Origin of the sequence: Nocardioides sp. GXQ0305 (assembly GCF_050880345.1) — a bacterium.
Classification (GTDB): domain Bacteria; phylum Actinomycetota; class Actinomycetes; order Propionibacteriales; family Nocardioidaceae; genus Nocardioides.
Genome location: NZ_JBNYXG010000001.1, coordinates 199,948 through 214,159, shown reverse-complemented (window position 1 = coordinate 214,159; position 14,212 = coordinate 199,948). Strand labels below are relative to the sequence as shown.

At 76.6% G+C, this 14,212-nt stretch carries 18 protein-coding genes and 1 pseudogene; 9 read left to right on the top strand and 10 right to left on the bottom strand.

Features of this window, described 5'->3' with window-relative positions; genetic code table 11:
- Nucleotides 1–3 precede the first annotated feature (3 nt).
- From ACQ1X7_RS01065 to ssd, 7 genes and pseudogenes are all read right to left on the bottom strand, one after another.
- Nucleotides 4–327: pseudogene (locus tag ACQ1X7_RS01065) on the bottom strand (Rv3654c family TadE-like protein); the annotation flags it as partial.
- A complete protein-coding gene (locus ACQ1X7_RS01060; protein ID WP_432476290.1) occupies nt 324–707 on the bottom strand; it encodes a TadE family type IV pilus minor pilin in 384 nt (127 codons plus the stop codon). The pseudogene ACQ1X7_RS01065 and the gene ACQ1X7_RS01060, both read right to left, overlap by 4 nt.
- Nucleotides 704–871, bottom strand: a complete 168-nt coding sequence (locus tag ACQ1X7_RS01055; protein ID WP_432476289.1) for a DUF4244 domain-containing protein — start codon at nt 869–871, stop codon at nt 704–706. The genes ACQ1X7_RS01060 and ACQ1X7_RS01055 overlap by 4 nt, the downstream gene beginning before the upstream one ends.
- Nucleotides 872–1,016: 145 nt before the next feature.
- Nucleotides 1,017–1,727: a type II secretion system F family protein gene (locus tag ACQ1X7_RS01050; protein WP_432476288.1), complete on the bottom strand. Its 711-nt coding sequence runs from the start codon at nt 1,725–1,727 to the stop codon at nt 1,017–1,019.
- Nucleotides 1,724–2,494: a type II secretion system F family protein gene (locus ACQ1X7_RS01045; RefSeq protein WP_432476287.1), complete on the bottom strand. Its 771-nt coding sequence runs from the start codon at nt 2,492–2,494 to the stop codon at nt 1,724–1,726. Before ACQ1X7_RS01045 ends, ACQ1X7_RS01050 begins: the two co-directional genes overlap by 4 nt.
- Entirely contained in the window at nt 2,491–3,645 is a 1,155-nt protein-coding gene (locus ACQ1X7_RS01040; RefSeq protein WP_432476286.1) for a TadA family conjugal transfer-associated ATPase, read from the bottom strand. The genes ACQ1X7_RS01045 and ACQ1X7_RS01040 overlap by 4 nt, the downstream gene beginning before the upstream one ends.
- Nucleotides 3,642–4,688, bottom strand: coding sequence for a septum site-determining protein Ssd (ssd, locus tag ACQ1X7_RS01035; RefSeq protein WP_432476285.1), 1,047 nt, complete (start codon nt 4,686–4,688; stop codon nt 3,642–3,644). Before ssd ends, ACQ1X7_RS01040 begins: the two co-directional genes overlap by 4 nt.
- A gap of 132 nt (nt 4,689–4,820) precedes the next feature.
- On the opposite strand from ssd, the gene ACQ1X7_RS01030 reads away from it, so the two are divergent.
- Nucleotides 4,821–5,621, top strand: coding sequence for an HAD family hydrolase (locus tag ACQ1X7_RS01030; RefSeq protein WP_432476284.1), 801 nt, complete (start codon nt 4,821–4,823; stop codon nt 5,619–5,621).
- A gap of 271 nt (nt 5,622–5,892) precedes the next feature.
- Here ACQ1X7_RS01030 and ACQ1X7_RS01025 read toward each other — a convergent pair whose 3' ends face one another.
- Nucleotides 5,893–6,609, bottom strand: coding sequence for an oxidoreductase (locus tag ACQ1X7_RS01025; RefSeq protein ID WP_432476283.1), 717 nt, complete (start codon nt 6,607–6,609; stop codon nt 5,893–5,895).
- A gap of 67 nt (nt 6,610–6,676) precedes the next feature.
- On the opposite strand from ACQ1X7_RS01025, the gene ACQ1X7_RS01020 reads away from it, so the two are divergent.
- A complete protein-coding gene (locus ACQ1X7_RS01020; RefSeq protein WP_432476282.1) occupies nt 6,677–7,555 on the top strand; it encodes a class I SAM-dependent methyltransferase in 879 nt (292 codons plus the stop codon).
- A 24-nt stretch (nt 7,556–7,579) separates the two neighbouring features.
- Here the strand turns inward: ACQ1X7_RS01020 and ACQ1X7_RS01015 are convergent, their stop codons facing one another.
- Nucleotides 7,580–8,083 (bottom strand): hypothetical protein, encoded by a 504-nt coding sequence (locus tag ACQ1X7_RS01015; RefSeq protein WP_432476281.1) that lies wholly within the window; start codon nt 8,081–8,083, stop codon nt 7,580–7,582.
- Between the two features lie 65 nt (nt 8,084–8,148).
- On the opposite strand from ACQ1X7_RS01015, the gene ACQ1X7_RS01010 reads away from it, so the two are divergent.
- Entirely contained in the window at nt 8,149–8,841 is a 693-nt protein-coding gene (locus ACQ1X7_RS01010; protein ID WP_432476280.1) for a response regulator transcription factor, read from the top strand.
- 10 nt (nt 8,842–8,851) lie between these two features.
- The gene (locus ACQ1X7_RS01005; RefSeq protein ID WP_432476279.1) at nt 8,852–10,120 is read left to right on the top strand and encodes an ATP-binding protein; all 1,269 of its coding nucleotides are present in this window, start codon (nt 8,852–8,854) and stop codon (nt 10,118–10,120) included.
- Nucleotides 10,121–10,127: 7 nt separating this feature from the next.
- Here the strand turns inward: ACQ1X7_RS01005 and ACQ1X7_RS01000 are convergent, their stop codons facing one another.
- Nucleotides 10,128–10,628, bottom strand: a complete 501-nt coding sequence (locus ACQ1X7_RS01000) for a hypothetical protein (RefSeq protein ID WP_432476278.1) — start codon at nt 10,626–10,628, stop codon at nt 10,128–10,130.
- A gap of 130 nt (nt 10,629–10,758) precedes the next feature.
- On the opposite strand from ACQ1X7_RS01000, the gene ACQ1X7_RS00995 reads away from it, so the two are divergent.
- Genes ACQ1X7_RS00995 through ACQ1X7_RS00975 form a run of 5 tightly spaced genes read left to right on the top strand, consistent with a single transcriptional unit; the run spans nt 10,759 to nt 14,204 of the window.
- Nucleotides 10,759–11,193, top strand: a complete 435-nt coding sequence (locus ACQ1X7_RS00995; RefSeq protein ID WP_432476277.1) for a hypothetical protein — start codon at nt 10,759–10,761, stop codon at nt 11,191–11,193.
- Nucleotides 11,190–12,134, top strand: coding sequence for an FAD:protein FMN transferase (locus ACQ1X7_RS00990; RefSeq protein ID WP_432476276.1), 945 nt, complete (start codon nt 11,190–11,192; stop codon nt 12,132–12,134). Before ACQ1X7_RS00995 ends, ACQ1X7_RS00990 begins: the two co-directional genes overlap by 4 nt.
- Nucleotides 12,131–12,721 (top strand): ferric reductase-like transmembrane domain-containing protein, encoded by a 591-nt coding sequence (locus ACQ1X7_RS00985; protein ID WP_432476275.1) that lies wholly within the window; start codon nt 12,131–12,133, stop codon nt 12,719–12,721. The genes ACQ1X7_RS00990 and ACQ1X7_RS00985 overlap by 4 nt, the downstream gene beginning before the upstream one ends.
- Entirely contained in the window at nt 12,718–14,001 is a 1,284-nt protein-coding gene (locus ACQ1X7_RS00980) for an NADH-ubiquinone oxidoreductase-F iron-sulfur binding region domain-containing protein (RefSeq protein WP_432476274.1), read from the top strand. Before ACQ1X7_RS00985 ends, ACQ1X7_RS00980 begins: the two co-directional genes overlap by 4 nt.
- On the top strand, nt 13,998–14,204 hold the full coding sequence (locus tag ACQ1X7_RS00975; protein WP_432476273.1) for a ferredoxin: 207 nt from the start codon (nt 13,998–14,000) through the stop codon (nt 14,202–14,204). The genes ACQ1X7_RS00980 and ACQ1X7_RS00975 overlap by 4 nt, the downstream gene beginning before the upstream one ends.
- Nucleotides 14,205–14,212 lie beyond the last annotated feature (8 nt).

Here is a 14,212-nt window from a genome sequence, read left to right as displayed (position 1 = left end):
GCGGGCCCGGGCCTCGAGGTCGCCCCGCTGGCCGAGCCACCGTGGCCCGACCACCACCACCCGGACCACGACGTCGGTCCCGTCGGTGAGGCACCCCGACAGCCGAGCGCCGTTGGCGGAGGCGACCGCACCCGCCCTCGCGCAGGCGTCGTCGCCCCGCTGGAGCGCCGTCGCGCCCGCCAGGGCCGCGAGGTCGGCCGCGGACTCAGCGACCCGCTGGTCGTGGACCATCGCCGCCACGACCCCCAGCGCCGCCCCGAGGACCAGCAGCAACGACAGGCACGCCACCACCATCGGCGTCGCGGCTCCACGCTCCTCCCGGCTCACGGGGACTCCTCGGTCACCGCCACCGCCTCCGCCTCGAGCCGGACGCCCGGCAGCACCTCCAGCACCCCGCCCGGACCGTCGAAGGACCGGGTCACCGTCACCGCGACCTCGTCACCCCGGTGGGCCACGCGCACGCGGCTGCCCGGCCCCGCCACCGCCGTGCCGCGGGCGAGCGCGGCCGCCTCGGCGTCGCCCCGGGCCAGCATCCGGGCCGTCTCGCGAGCGCCGTCGACCACGCGGACCTGGGCGGCGCCGACGGCGAGCAGCCAGACCAGGCCGACCGTCACCGCCAGCAGCAGCGGCAGGCCGAGAGCCAGCTCGGCCGTGACCGCGCCGCGTTCCTGGTCGCCAGCCCACCGCCGGGCGGGGCGTCGGGTCATCCGATGCCCAGCAGCCCGAGCACGTGGTCGAACAGCGACCGCAGCAGCTGGTCGCCGAAGCCACCGGTGAGCAGCTGGTAGAGCAGCCCGGCGAGCCCGGCCCCCGCGGCGGTGCCGACGGCGTACTCGGCGGTGGTGATGCCGTCGTCGTTCCTGGTCTTCATGGGATCTCCTCTCGCGCGCCGCCGGTGCGGCCCTCAGGCGCCGACTCTGGCCGCCGGGGGACGCCTCGCGCGACGACCACCGGCGCGCCTGTGGAACACCCGGACCGGGGTGGTGCTGTGGAGACCAGGTGGCGCGGATCGGGCCTCACAGGCCCAGTCCGGACACCAGGCCGGCGACCATCGGCACCACCCCGAGAAGCAGGAACGAGGGCAGCAGGCAGACCCCGAGCGGGACGGCGGCCCGCACGCCGACCGCTCGCGCGCGGTCCTCGACCTCGGCCCGGGCCGACGCCGCCAGCTCGCCGGCGAGCCGCTCGACCGTGGCGGCGACGGGAGAGCCCGAGCGCTGGGCCCGTGACATGGCGCGCCCGAGCGGCGCCAGGTCGGGCTCGCGGGCGACGTCGCCCCAGACCGCGACCGGGTCGCTGCCGAGCGCGAGCCGGTCGGTCACCGGTGACAGCCGGTCGGCGGCCTCGCCGGGGAGCGCGAGGCAGGTGCGCCGTACCGCCTCGGCCGGTGGGGCACCCGCGCGCAGGGTCGTGGCCAGGAGCAGCACCAGCACGGGGAGGTCGGCACGGAGCTCCTCACGCCGACGTCGCACCTCGGCGGGCTCGGCCGACCCGGCGAACCTGGCCACGAGCACCGCCACCACGACCCCGACCACCAGCCCGCCCCAGCCGGGTCGGAACGTCCAGCAGGCGGAGCCGGCCGACACGCCCCACACCCACCGACCTCTCCGGAGCCAGTCGCGGCCGGCCGGGTCGAGCTCGCGGGTGCGCGGGCCGGCACGCGGGCGAGGGGTGCCGGCGAGGACGACCGCGAGTCCCGCCAGCAGCGCGGCGGCCCAGGCGGTCACCGGGACACCCCGTCGGCGATCCGTTCGATCCACCACAGCCCCGCCAGACCGAGGGTGACGCCGGCCGCCAGGCAGGCCACGCCGACCGGGTGGCCGAGCAGGAACTCCCAGGCGCCCGACCCGTGCCCGCCACCGAGCACCAGCATCGCGACGGGAAGTGCGGCGACCAGCCGGGCGGTCGCCCGGGCCGAGGCCAGCTCGGAGGCGACGACGCGCGCGGTGGTGCGCCGGTCGCGGATCGCGCCGGCGACCCGCCCCAGCGCGTCGGCCAGGCCGCTGCCGGTGCGGTGGGCGACGGTCCAGGCGGCGGCGACCAGGCGCAGGTCGGCGGCGCCGGGGGTGCGCGACAGGTCGTGGAGGGCGACCGCGGGGTCGCTGCCGAGCCCACCGGCCTCGGCGACGGGTGCGAGCGCCGGCCACTCCTCCGCCGCGCGCCGGAGCGCCACGACCGGAGACTGCCCGGCGACCAGCTCGGCGGCCACCAGCTCGCAGGTCTCCAGCACCCGCTCGGCGGTGCGCGTCGACTCGGCCCGGCGTCGTCGTACGCCGACCAGCGCCCTGCCCCCGGCCGCCAGCAGGGTCGCGAGCAGCAGCAGCGCCGCCGGGACGCCGGACCCCACCAGGAGCAGCAGCACGATCCCGGGTACCGGGACCAGCAGCAGCCACCGCCGTGCCGGTGGGGGCACCGGCGCCCGGGGAGCGGCGGGGAGGAGCAGCACGGCCGCCGCTCCGGCCGCCAGACCGGCCAGCACCGGGAGCCAGGTCATGGCGCCAGGCGGCGCTCGAGCCGGGCGGCACCCGCGCCGTAGCGCATCGACCCGTCGTCGCCGAACTCCACCGCAGGCTCGAGCGACACCCACCCGTCGGGCGAGCGCACGGGGACGGCGACCTCGCGCACCAGCCGGCGCCCGTCGGCCGTGCGGGCGACGTGGACCACGGCGTCGAGCGCGGAGGCCAGCTGGCTGTGCGTGGCGGCCCGGCCCCACCCGGCCGCCAGCGCGAGCGCCTCGACCCGGGCCGCGACGTCGACCGCGGAGTTGGCGTGGATGGTGCCGCAGCCACCCTCGTGGCCGGTGTTGAGGGCAGCGAGCAGGTCGGTGACCGAGGCGTCGCGCACCTCGCCGACGACGAGTCGGTCGGGGCGCATCCGGAGCGCCTGCCGCACCAGGTCCTGCACCGCCACCCCGCCCGCTCCCTCCAGGTTGGCCGGGCGGGCCTCGAGGCCGACGACGTGGGGGTGGTCGGGTCGCAGCTCGCTGGCGTCCTCGACCACGACGAGGCGCTCGGCGGGGTCGGCGAGCGTGAGCAGGCTGGCCAGCAGCGTGGTCTTGCCGGCGCCGGTGCCGCCCGAGACCAGGAAGGCGAGCCGACGGCGCACGATCGCGGCCAGCAGCCGGGCGCCCTCGTCGGTCACGGTGCCGAGCCCGACCAGGTCGGCCAGCGAGAGCACGCGGGCGCTCGGGACCCGCAGCGAGACGATGGTGCCGGGTCGGGCCACCGGGGCGAGCACCGCGTGGAACCGGCTCCCGTCGGCGAGCCGCACGTCGACGTAGGGCGAGGCGTCGTCGAGCCGCCGGCCGCCCGAGGCCGCCAGCCGCTGCGCGAGGCGACGCACGGCGTCGTCGTCGGCGAAGCGCAGGTCGGTGCGCTCCAGGCCGTCGCCCCGGTCGAGGTAGACCTCCTCGGGACCGTTGACGAGCACGTCGGTGACTCCCGGGAGGCGGAGCAGCGGCTCGAGGGGCCCCGCGCCGACGACGTCGCGCCGCAGGGTCTCGTGGACCGCGAGCACCGTGGTGTCGCCGACCGGGTGGCCGGCGCCGCGCAGCGCGTCGGCCACCCGGTGGGGGGTGAGCGTCCCGGGCTCCCGCGCCAGCCGGTCGCGGACCAGGTCGACCAGGTCGGCGGGCGCTTCGGTCACGCGGCGGTCTCGCGGGCGGGCGTCTCGCCCAGCACGACGCGGGCGGCCCGGGCGAGGGGGCCGCGCCGGGAGCGCACCGGGCCGAGGCCGAGGTCGACGGCCTCCGCGAGACCGCGCTGGTCCCCCATCGCCGCCAGGACGGGAGTCGTGAGCACCCGCCCGACCTCGTCGGCGTCGAGGCCCGCGCCACGGAGCAGCAGCGCGGCCCGCCGCGGGTCGGGCAGCCCGCCGACCACCCGCTCGGTGGAGGTCAGGCCTGCGAGCGTCGGCCGGGACACCACGACCACCCGGTCGCACCGCACCAGCACCTCGTCGAGCACCTCGTCGCGGACGCGCGGGCAGTCGACCACCACGGTGTCGTGGCCGCGCTGGGCGGCGGCGACCACCTCCCGCACCGCGAACGCGGGCAGTGGCGGCTGCTTCCCGGCGTAGAACGTCAGCACGCCGAGCGAGGCCTGGCGGGGGACCCCCTCGCGCAGCGACGCCGCCCCGAGCCGACCGGTGGTGCGGCACAGCTCGTCCCAGCGCACGCCGGTGCGGCCCTCCATGCCGAGCACCCGGTCGAGCCCGGGGCCGATCCGGTCGGCGTCGATCACGAGCGTCGGCCCGGACCGGGCCGCCACCTGTCCCAGCGCAGCCGCGAAGACGGTGGCGCCCGCCCCGCCGGAGCCCCCGACCACGCCGACGGTCCACGCCCTCCGGGGCCGTTCGTCACCCAGGTCGGTGAGCAGCTCGACCACCCACTCCCCGGACCTCGGCAGGTCGGCGACGTTCTCGGCGCCGAGGGCGAGGGCGACCGCCATCGCGTCGTCGCCGAACCCGCCGAAGGAGACCACGTGGACCCCCTCCCGGCGACGCGGCCTCAGGTCGGCGAGCTCGGGGGCCACGTCGGCCCCCACCAGGACCAGGGGTGCGGCGGACCACCCGGCGAGGCCGCCCACGCCGTCGGGGGCGACGTCGGGCGTGACGCCGGCGGCCGCCGCCAGCCGCAGCAGCTCGTCGAGCAACGACTCGTCGCGGGTGATGACCAGGGGTGCGCTCATGGGTGGCAGCGTGCCCGGGCCGGTGTCGGTGGTCGAGGACGTCGCGGCCGGGCTGTGGACAAGGTGCCGGGACCGGGGGCTGTGGACCGCAAATGGCCGGACGGGGTCACCGTCCGCCCATACAGTGGTGACGTGAGTTCCCGCCCGACCGCGGCCTTCTTCGACCTCGACAAGACGATCATCGCCAAGTCGAGCACCCTGGCCTTCAGCAAGCCGTTCCAGGCGGGCGGGCTGATCTCGCGACGCGCGGTGCTGCGGTCGGCGTACGCCCAGTTCGTCTACGCGGTCGGGGGCGCCGACCACGACCAGATGGAGAAGATGCGAGCGTTCATGTCCCAGCTCTGTGCCGGCTGGGACGTCGCGACGGTCCGCGAGATCGTGGCCGACACCCTCTACAACATCGTCGAGCCGCTGGTCTACGACGAGGCGGTGAGCCTGATGGCCGAGCACCGGCTGGCGGGCCGCGACATCGTCATCGTGTCGACCAGCGGCGCCGAGGTGGTCGAGCCGATCGGCGCGATGCTCGGAGCCGACCGGGTGGTGGCGACCCGGCTGGAGATCGTCGACGGCCGCTACACCGGCGAGATCGAGTACTACGCGTACGCCGAGGAGAAGGCGCGCGCCATGGCCGACCTCGCGCGCACCGAGGGCTACGACCTCGACGCCTCCTACGGCTACAGCGACTCCTCCACCGACGTGCCGATGCTGGAGGCGGTCGGCCACCCGCACGCGGTCAACCCCGACAAGGAGCTGCGCCGCGTGGCCACCTCCCGGGGCTGGCCGGTCCTCGTCTTCGACAAGCCGGTCGCGCTCCGCAGCCGGGTCCCCCTGCCACCCCGGACGCCCACCCTCGCCGCGCTCGCCGTGGGCGGGGCGCTGGCGCTCGGAGGGCTGGTCTGGACCAACGCCCGACGCCGTCGGGTCGGTGACTGACGCGACACGCCGGACCCCCACACCCGGGCGCGGAAATCAAGTCTTGAAGTGCAGCTCGTCGAGGCGTAGACCAGTCCTCGAGGGGAGAGAACAACTCCACAAGCCCGCACGTGAGCCTGGTACCCACGCGGCGATCCACCCTTCCTACAGGGCGCCTGTCATCCGGGATCTGCCCGGGGCAGCAACTACGAGATGCACGCCTGGTAGCCGGGTCTCACGTGTCAGCGGCGGCACCCGTCTCGCTCGAGCCGGGTGCCGCTCGCATGTGCGGTCACACGTCGTGCAGCGGGCTCGCCTCGGCCGCGGCGACGTAGGCGTCGGCGGCGTGCAGCACCCACGCGTGCTGCCCGGCCCGGCCACCGTCGCGCCACCCGCGCCACCGGGCCTCGTACGCCGGCCGCAGCGCCAGGTGGCCGGCCTCGGGCACGACCAGCGACTTCGCGTCGAGGCCGCGGGCGACCAGCACCAGCCGCTCGGCCGCGCGCGCGACGAGCCCGTTGTGCGAGGCGAACGGCTCCGCGGCGAGCAGCTCGGCGTGGACGACCGCCGCGACCAGCAGCGCCGGGGCGTCGGCCGTGACCACCGGGCCGAGGTCGCGCAGCCGGGCGGCGGCGTCGGCGTCGCGCGGCCGGCCCAGCGCTTCGTCGGGGACGCATCCGGCGCCCGCAAGGGTGTGCAACCGGGCGAACGCCTGCAGCGGCGAGCGGGTCACCACCGGCGCCTGCGACAGCAGCTGGGCGGAGAGCCGGACCGACGCCGCCGCCACGTCGTCCCCGGTCCCGGCGCGCAGGTCGTCGAGCGACGACGACGAGCCCTCGAGCACCGCGCTGGCGTGGGCGCCGCGCAGCAAGGACTCCGCGGTCGTCTCCGGCGTGGTGCGGCGCAGCCCCCGGTCGCGGAGCATCGCGTCGATGCCGTCACGGGCCGACGCCAGGGCCGACGGCACGCCCTCGAGGGCCAGCAGGCGGGTCAGCAGCTCGGGGCTCATGGTGGCGTCAGGCTAGCCGTGCGACGGTGCCCGATCGCGCGGACCTCCAGGAGGTAGCCTGCCCGGGATGGACGACGACGTACGGCGCCAGGCGCGCTCCTTCGGACCGGTGGCCGACGCCTACGACCGCGGCCGACCCTCGTTCCCGGCCGAGGCGGTCCGGTGGCTGGTCGGCCCCCAGCCGGCCACGGTGCTCGAGCTGGGCGCCGGCACCGGCAAGCTCACCTCGGTCCTCGTCGAACTCGGCCACGACGTCCACGCCACGGATCCCGACCCCGACATGCTCTCGAGGCTCCGGCTGCGCCTCCCCGACGTCCCCACCAGTGAGGCGGGTGCCGAGGAGATCCCGCTGCCCGACCGGTCGGTCGACGTCGTGGTGGCGGCCCAGGCCTTCCACTGGTTCGACCACGAGCAGGCGCTGCCCGAGATCGCCCGGGTGCTGCGCCCCGGCGGACACCTCGCGCTCACCTGGAACACCCGCGACGAGCGGATCCCGTGGGTACGCCGCCTCGGCGTCCTGCTCGGCTCCCCGGGGGCGGCGGCCGAGGCCACCGAGTCCCATGACCCCGTCGTCCAGTCCGACCTGTTCGGCTTCGTCGAGGAGCAGCAGTTCCCGTTCTGGCAGCCGATCGACCGGGAGTCGATCGTCGACCTGGCCGTCTCCCGCAGCTACGTCGCGACCCTCGAGGAGACCGCCCGCGACCAGCTGGTCGCCGACGTGCTGGCCTTCTACGACGACTACGGCCGCGGCATGGACGGCATGCAGCTGCCCTACCGGTGCGAGTGCTTCCGCGCCCAGGTCATCGACGGACCCGACGGCCCGGCCGGCGACGGCGCCGACGACACCGGCGACGCGGCCGACGCCGACCGGGGCCCCGACCCCGGTGACGGGCGGCGGGTGAGCGACGGCGGCGACAGCGACGTGCTGCTCATCGACTTCCGCTGAGTCCCGGCGACGAGGCCGCGGCCCTCAGTCGTCGCCGTCCACGACGAAGTCCGGCGTCCCGTCGACGCACTCCGCCTCGACCCGGACCCCGCTCTCGTCGTTCTCGAACTCGACCCGGACCCGGTCCGGGCCCGTGTCGTCGACCTCGATCCGGTAGCCGCTGCTGGCCGAGCTGCCGCTGTGCCGGATCACCGTGCCCTCACACGTCGCCGACACCAGCCCGGCGGGGCCCTGCCACGTCCGGGTGACGCTGGCTGACGCGGCGGTCCCGGGGTCCCCCGGCGACGAGGTGTCCGACGAGGTGGGCGGCGACGGCGACCGGGAGGGCGAGGGGGACGGCGAGGCCGACAGGGTCCGGCCTCCTACCGCCGTGGCACCCTCGCCACCATCGGTCGAGGGGACGGGGTCGAGTCCTCCCGACACGCCCTCGCCGGCGCGGGAGATCACGCCCCAGACCAGGGTCGCCCCGGCGACGGCCACCACCATCCACACCAGCACGCCCAGCGTGACCGCCCGACGGGCCCTCATGGCCTCATCCTCGCACCGGGACGTCGTCCCCACGGGACGTGGCCCCGCGGGCTAGCGTGCGCGTCATGACGAGCATCCTCGTGGTCGAGGACGACGAGGCGATCCGCACCGCGTGCCACCGCGGCCTCTCGGAGCGCGGGTACGCCGTCGCGACCTCGCCCACCGGTCTAGGCGGCCTGGAGATGGTCATCACCACCCTCCCCCAGGTCGTGCTGCTCGACCTGGGCCTCCCGGACGTCGACGGCCTGGCCCTGGTCTCGATGATCCGGGCCACCGGCTCGAACGTCCCGATCATCGTGATCACGGCGCAGGACGACGACCCGACGATGGTCCGCGCGCTCGACAACGGGGCCGACGACTACGTGGTGAAGCCGTTCGGGACCGACCAGCTCGCGGCCCGGATCCGGGCGGTGCTCCGTCGGGCCGGCACCGCGGACGCCCCGTCGCCGCCCGTTCGCGTCGGCGAGCTCGTGATCGACGAACGGGCCCGGACCGCCACCCTCGCGGGCGAACCGCTGGAGCTGGCCCGCAAGGAGTTCGACCTGTTGCTCGCGCTGGCGTCCCGGTCGGGCGAGGTGGTGAGCAAGCGCGAGCTGCTGTCCGAGATCTGGCGCGACGCCTACGGCGGCTCGGAGCGCACCGTCGATGTGCACCTGTCGTGGTTGCGGCGCAAGCTGGGCGAGTCGGCGGCCGAGCCGCGCTACCTGCACAGCGTCCGCGGGGTGGGCGTCCGCCTGGTCGACCCCGGCGACGGGTAGGGGCCCGGAGGTGCGCCGGCGCATCTTCTGGCTGGTCGTCGCCACCACCTCGGTGGTGGTGGTGTCGTTCGTCGTCCCGCTCTGCCTGCTCGTGCGCACGATCGCCCAGGACCGCGCGATGGCGGCGGCCGACCAGGAGGCCCGGAGCCTCGCCACGCTGGTCACCCGGATCGGGCAGGAGCCGCAGCTCGCCGAGGTGGTGGCCGGGCGGGACCAGCGTGGCGTCGCCCGCAGCGCCGTCCTCACCTCGGGGGGACGGGTGCTCGGGGAGGGCCAGGCGTCCGCGACCGATCCCGAGGTACGCCGGGCCCTGGACGGCGAGGCCTTCACGGTGGTCGACGACACCGGCGGCCGGGTGCTGCTGCCGGTGGTCACCGGCGACGGCACCGCCGTCGTCCGCACCACGGTGTCCGCGGCCGACCTCCGGCGCGGCGTGACCACGGCCTGGGCGGGGATCATCGGGCTGGGCGTGCTGCTGCTCGCGCTGGCCGCCGGTATCGCGGCCTGGCTGGGCCGACGCATCAGCGAACCGTTGCTCGACGTCGCGGGGGTCGCCCACCAGCTCCGCGAGGGCGACCTGGCCGCGCGCGCCGACGTCCGCGGCACCGAGGAGACCGAGGAGCTCGCCCGGGCGCTCAACGGACTGGCCGAGCGCACGACGGAGCTGCTGGTCGAGGAGCGGCTGGCCGTGGCCGACCTCTCCCACCGGCTGCGCACCCCGGTCACGGCGCTACGCCTGGACGCGGAGGCGGTGCGGGACCCGTCGCTGGGGCCCCGGCTCCAGGACCACGTCGACGTCCTCCGACGCACCATCGACGCGATCGTCCGCGAGGCCCGCCGGCCGGTACGCACCGACCTGGCCGCCCGCTGCGAGGCGGTCGCGGTGGTCCGGGACCGCTGTGACCACTGGCTCGCCCTCGCCGAGGACCAGGGGCGCACCACCCGGGTTCGGCTCGCGGACGGTCCGCTGCCGGTGCCCCTGGCTGCGGACGACCTCGCCGACCTCGTCGACGTGCTGGTCGACAACGTGTTCGCCCACACGGCGGAGCCCACGGCGTTCTCGGTGGACCTCGACCGCCCGGGTGGCGAGGTCCGGCTGCGGATCGAGGACCAGGGGGTCGGCCCCCAGCCCGTCGCGGGAGAGCGACCGGGGTCCACCGGGCTCGGCCTCGACATCGCACGCCGTACGGCGGCCTCGTGCGGCGGTCGGCTCACGGCCGGACCGGGTCCGGACGGTGGGTTCCGGGTGGAGGTCGTGCTGCCGCTGCTCGACCCCTGACACCTGCTCAGCCGTCCGTGCCAGTGTCGGCGGTCCGGGTCCCGGTGCGGGTGTGGGTCCCGGTCCCGGTGTCACCCGAGCCGGTGTGGTCGTCCCCCAGGTCGTCGCCGACGTCGTCGTCGTAGTCGTCGTAGTCGTCGTCGACCTCCTCGAGGTCGTCCCCGAGGTCGCGTCGCCCGTCGACGGCCGCGGTGGGCTGGTCGTCCCCGCTCCCGGGCGCAGACGGAGCCGGAGCGGCCGGGGCGGCAGGCGCAGGAGCCGGGGCCCCGGCGGCCTGGCCGGGCAGGGTCACCTCCCGGGTCACCGTGGTGACGCACCGGCCGTGCTGCAGCTTGGCCGGCTTCTCGCACGGCGCGAAGCGCGGCCGGTCGGGTCGAGGTCGCTGCTCCACGGCGTCGGCCGCCGGGGCGGCGGTCGGCTCCGGGGCGGCGACCTCGTAGGCAGTGACGGCGCCGAGGGTGCCGGCGGCCAGGGTGACTGCGGCGACGAGGGCAGTGGTGAGGCTCATCGCCCCAGTGAAGGACGGTGCGCCTTGTCCGCGCCTCGTGAGGACGTCAAGAGCACCTCAAGGGCTGCGTTGAGAGGGACTTGACGGTGCCATGACACCCGGTTGCGCGGCCCGATCGCAGGGTGGGCCCATGACCTACACGAGCAGGGACCGCGACCGCGGACGACTGGCCGTCACCGCGGTCACCGGACTCGGCGCCGTCGGTGCGCTCACGGCCACCGGCTGGCTGTCCGGTGTCGCCGCGGCCGACTTCTCCGCGCAGCAGGCGCCCGCCGACGACGGTGGCTCCGCCACCGGTGCGGCCGACCGGAGGCCGCGCAAGCCCGTCCTCCGCGAGCGGCCCTACCTCACGCGGGTGACGGTGCGGTACGTCCGACCGGAGGCGCCGACCGCCCCCGCCCCCACGTCCGGCACACCTGCGTCACCGGCGCCGGTCTCCACCCCCGCACCGGCTCCCGTTCCCTCCTCGTCCTCGGGCAGCTCGAGCGGCTCGTCGGGGTCGTCCGGGTCGTCCGGCTCCTCGGGCTCCGGGTCGGCGCCCGCCGCCCCCAGCAGCGGGTCGTGACCGGCGTGCGCCGCCACACCGTCCTGGAGGCCTTCGGCAGCTACCTCTTCCTCGCCGTACGGCGGCCGGCGACGCTGCCCGCCGTCGTCCGGCTGGCGGAGACGGTCGTCGCCGACGTCGACGCCACCTGCAGCCGGTTCCGCGCCGACTCCGACCTCAGCCGCGTGAACGCCTCGGCCGGCCGCTGGGTCGAGGTCGACCCGCTGCTCGTGGCGGCCGTCGAGGTCGCGTGCCGCGCGGCCGAGGCGACCGACGGGCTGGTCAGCCCGCTGCTCGGGCGGACCCTCGTGGAGCTGGGCTACGACCGGGACCTGCGCCGGCTGACCCCGCCGCTGGCGACCGTGCTGCCGGGTGACGGGACCGCCGCACCGGCACCGGCCCCCGACGCCTGGCGGGACATCCGCGCGGGGCAGGAGGCGCTCCGGCTCCCCGCTGGCACCGCGCTCGACCTGGGTTCCACCGGCAAGGCCTGGGCGGCGGACCTGATCGCGGCGGCGATCGAGGACGAGGTCGGTGCACCGGCGCTGGTCAGCGTCGGCGGTGACGTGAGGATCGCCGCCCCGGACGGCCACCCGTGGCGGGTCGCGGTGTCCGAGACCCCGGGTGGCCCGGTGGAGCAGGAGGTGGCCCTGGACCACGGCGGCCTGGCGACCTCCAGCACCCGGGTACGCCGGTGGACCCACCGCGGCGTCGTGCGCCACCACCTCGTGGACCCGCGGACGGGTCGACCGGCCGACCCCGTCTGGCAGACCGTGACCGCCGCCGGCCCCTCGTGCGTCGCGGCCAACACCTCGTCGACCGCCGCGGTCGTGCTGGGAGCCCCGGCCCCGCGCTGGCTCGCCGACCGGGACGTCCCGGCCCGCCTGCAGCCACCGTGGGGCGACGTCGTGACGACCGGTGGCTGGCCCGGCCTGCCGACCAGCGGGAGGTGGGCGTCGTGACGGAGGGCCCGCTCCTCTGGTTCCTCAACCGCAGCACCGGCCTCGTGGCCCTGGTCCTGCTCACCGCGGCCACGGTCCTCGGCGTGCTGGCCCTGGGCGGGCGGCCGGGCACCCGCGTGCCCCGCTTCGTCGTCCAGTCGGTGCACCGCAACGTGGCCCTGCTCGCGGTCGTGACCGTCGCGGTGCACGTGCTGAGCTCCGTGGTCGACGAGTTCGTCGACATCCGCTGGTGGCACGCGTTGGTCCCGTTCACCGGCGACCACGAGCGGGTCTGGCTGGGCCTCGGAGCCGTGGCCGTCGACCTGCTCCTCGTCGTGACCGTGACCAGCCTGCTGCGGCACCGGATGCGGCGCCGTACCTGGCACGCCCTGCACCTGTCCGTGTACCCGCTGTGGCTCACCTCGATCCTGCACGGCGCGGGCATGGGAACCGACCTGGGCGCCGGCCTGTGGTGGGTGACCCTGTGCTGCGCCGCCGCGGTGGCCGCGGCGGTCGCCTGGCGCCTGGTACGGGCGAGCAAGACCGAGGACGACCCGACCGACCCTGTCCGCGACGGCATGACCATGCCCCTCCGGAGGAGCCCGTGACCACCAGCTTCGTGCAGCCACCCCTCGCGGCCCGCGACGACGGCCCACCCTCCCCGGTCCGCGCCCCCTCGGAGCTCACGGTCCGACCGGGCCCGGCCGCGCTGTGCGGCATCGAGCGGGGACCCGGGCTGGCGGCCCACCGCGACCAGCACGGACCGCTCCCCCGGCCGGACGCCGGCGCGCTGCGCGACGACCTGGACCGGATCGACCTGCGCGGCCGCGGCGGGGCCGGCTTCCCGTTCGTCCGGAAGCTGGCCGCGCTGGGTCCCGGGCGACCGGTGCTGGTCGTCAACATGAGCGAGGGTGAGCCCGCCAGCAGCAAGGACACCGCGCTCGCGCTCACCCGTCCCCACCTGGTGCTCGACGGCGTGGTCGCGACCGCCCGGGCGCTCGCGGCCCGGGAGGTGCACGTCGTCCTCCCGGGCGAGCGTCCGACGGCCGCCGCCTCGATGCGGGCCGCGATCGGCGAGCGCGACGACCCGGTGCGCGTCCTCACCCGGACGGCCGAGCCCCGGTTCGTGGCCGGGCAGGCGCGGGCCGTCGTCGAGCTGCTCGGCGGGCGCCCCAACCTGCCCCGGACCAGTTGGGCGCCCGAGGCGGTCTCGGGGCACCAGGGCCGGCCCACGCTCCTGAGCAACGCCGAGACCTGGGCCCGGATCGGGCTGCTCGCACTCCACGGAGCCCGCGAGTTCGCGCGGATCGGCACACCCACCGAGCCGGGCGCGACCCTGCTCACGGTCGGCGCGCCGGACGCCGTCCCGGTGGTCCACGAGCTGCCGTACGGCGCCCGGGTGCGCGACATCGTCCCCGAGGAGCGGCACGGGCGGCCGGTGCTGCTCGGTGGCTTCCACGGGTCGTGGGCCACCTGGGAGACGGTCGCCAGCCTGCACCTCTCGGTCCCGCGGATGCGCGCGCTCGGCACGCCGCTCGGGGCCGGCGTGCTGCTCTCCCTCGGCGCGGCCGACTGCCCGGTCGAGCTCACCCGCCGGGTGGTGGCCTACCTCGCCGGGCAGAGCGCGGGCCGCTGCGGGCCGTGCTTCAACGGGCTGCCGGCCCTCGCCTCGGCCGTGGACGCCTTCTGCACCGGCCGGGGCGGCACCGGCCGGGTCGAGGAGCTCGCCCGCCTGGTCGTGCGCCGCGGCGCCTGTGCCCACCCGGACGGCACCGTCCGCCTGGTGCGCTCGCTGCTCTCCACCTTCCCCGGCGAGGTCGCCGAGCACGCCACGGGTGGCTGCCGGTGGACCGGGCAGCGCGACGAGGCCTGGCGGGGAGTCGCGTGACCGCCCGGGAGCTGCGGGTCGACTGGCCCGAGTGCCGCGCCCGCGGCCTGTGCCACGAGCTGCTCCCCGAGCTCGTCGACCTCGACGAGTGGGGGTACCCGATCGTGCACGGCTCGGTGACCGACGACCTGATGCCCGACGCGCGGAGCGCGGTGCGCGCCTGCCCCCGGCGCGCGCTCCGGCTCGTCGAGGGACGCCGGTGAGCGTCGTC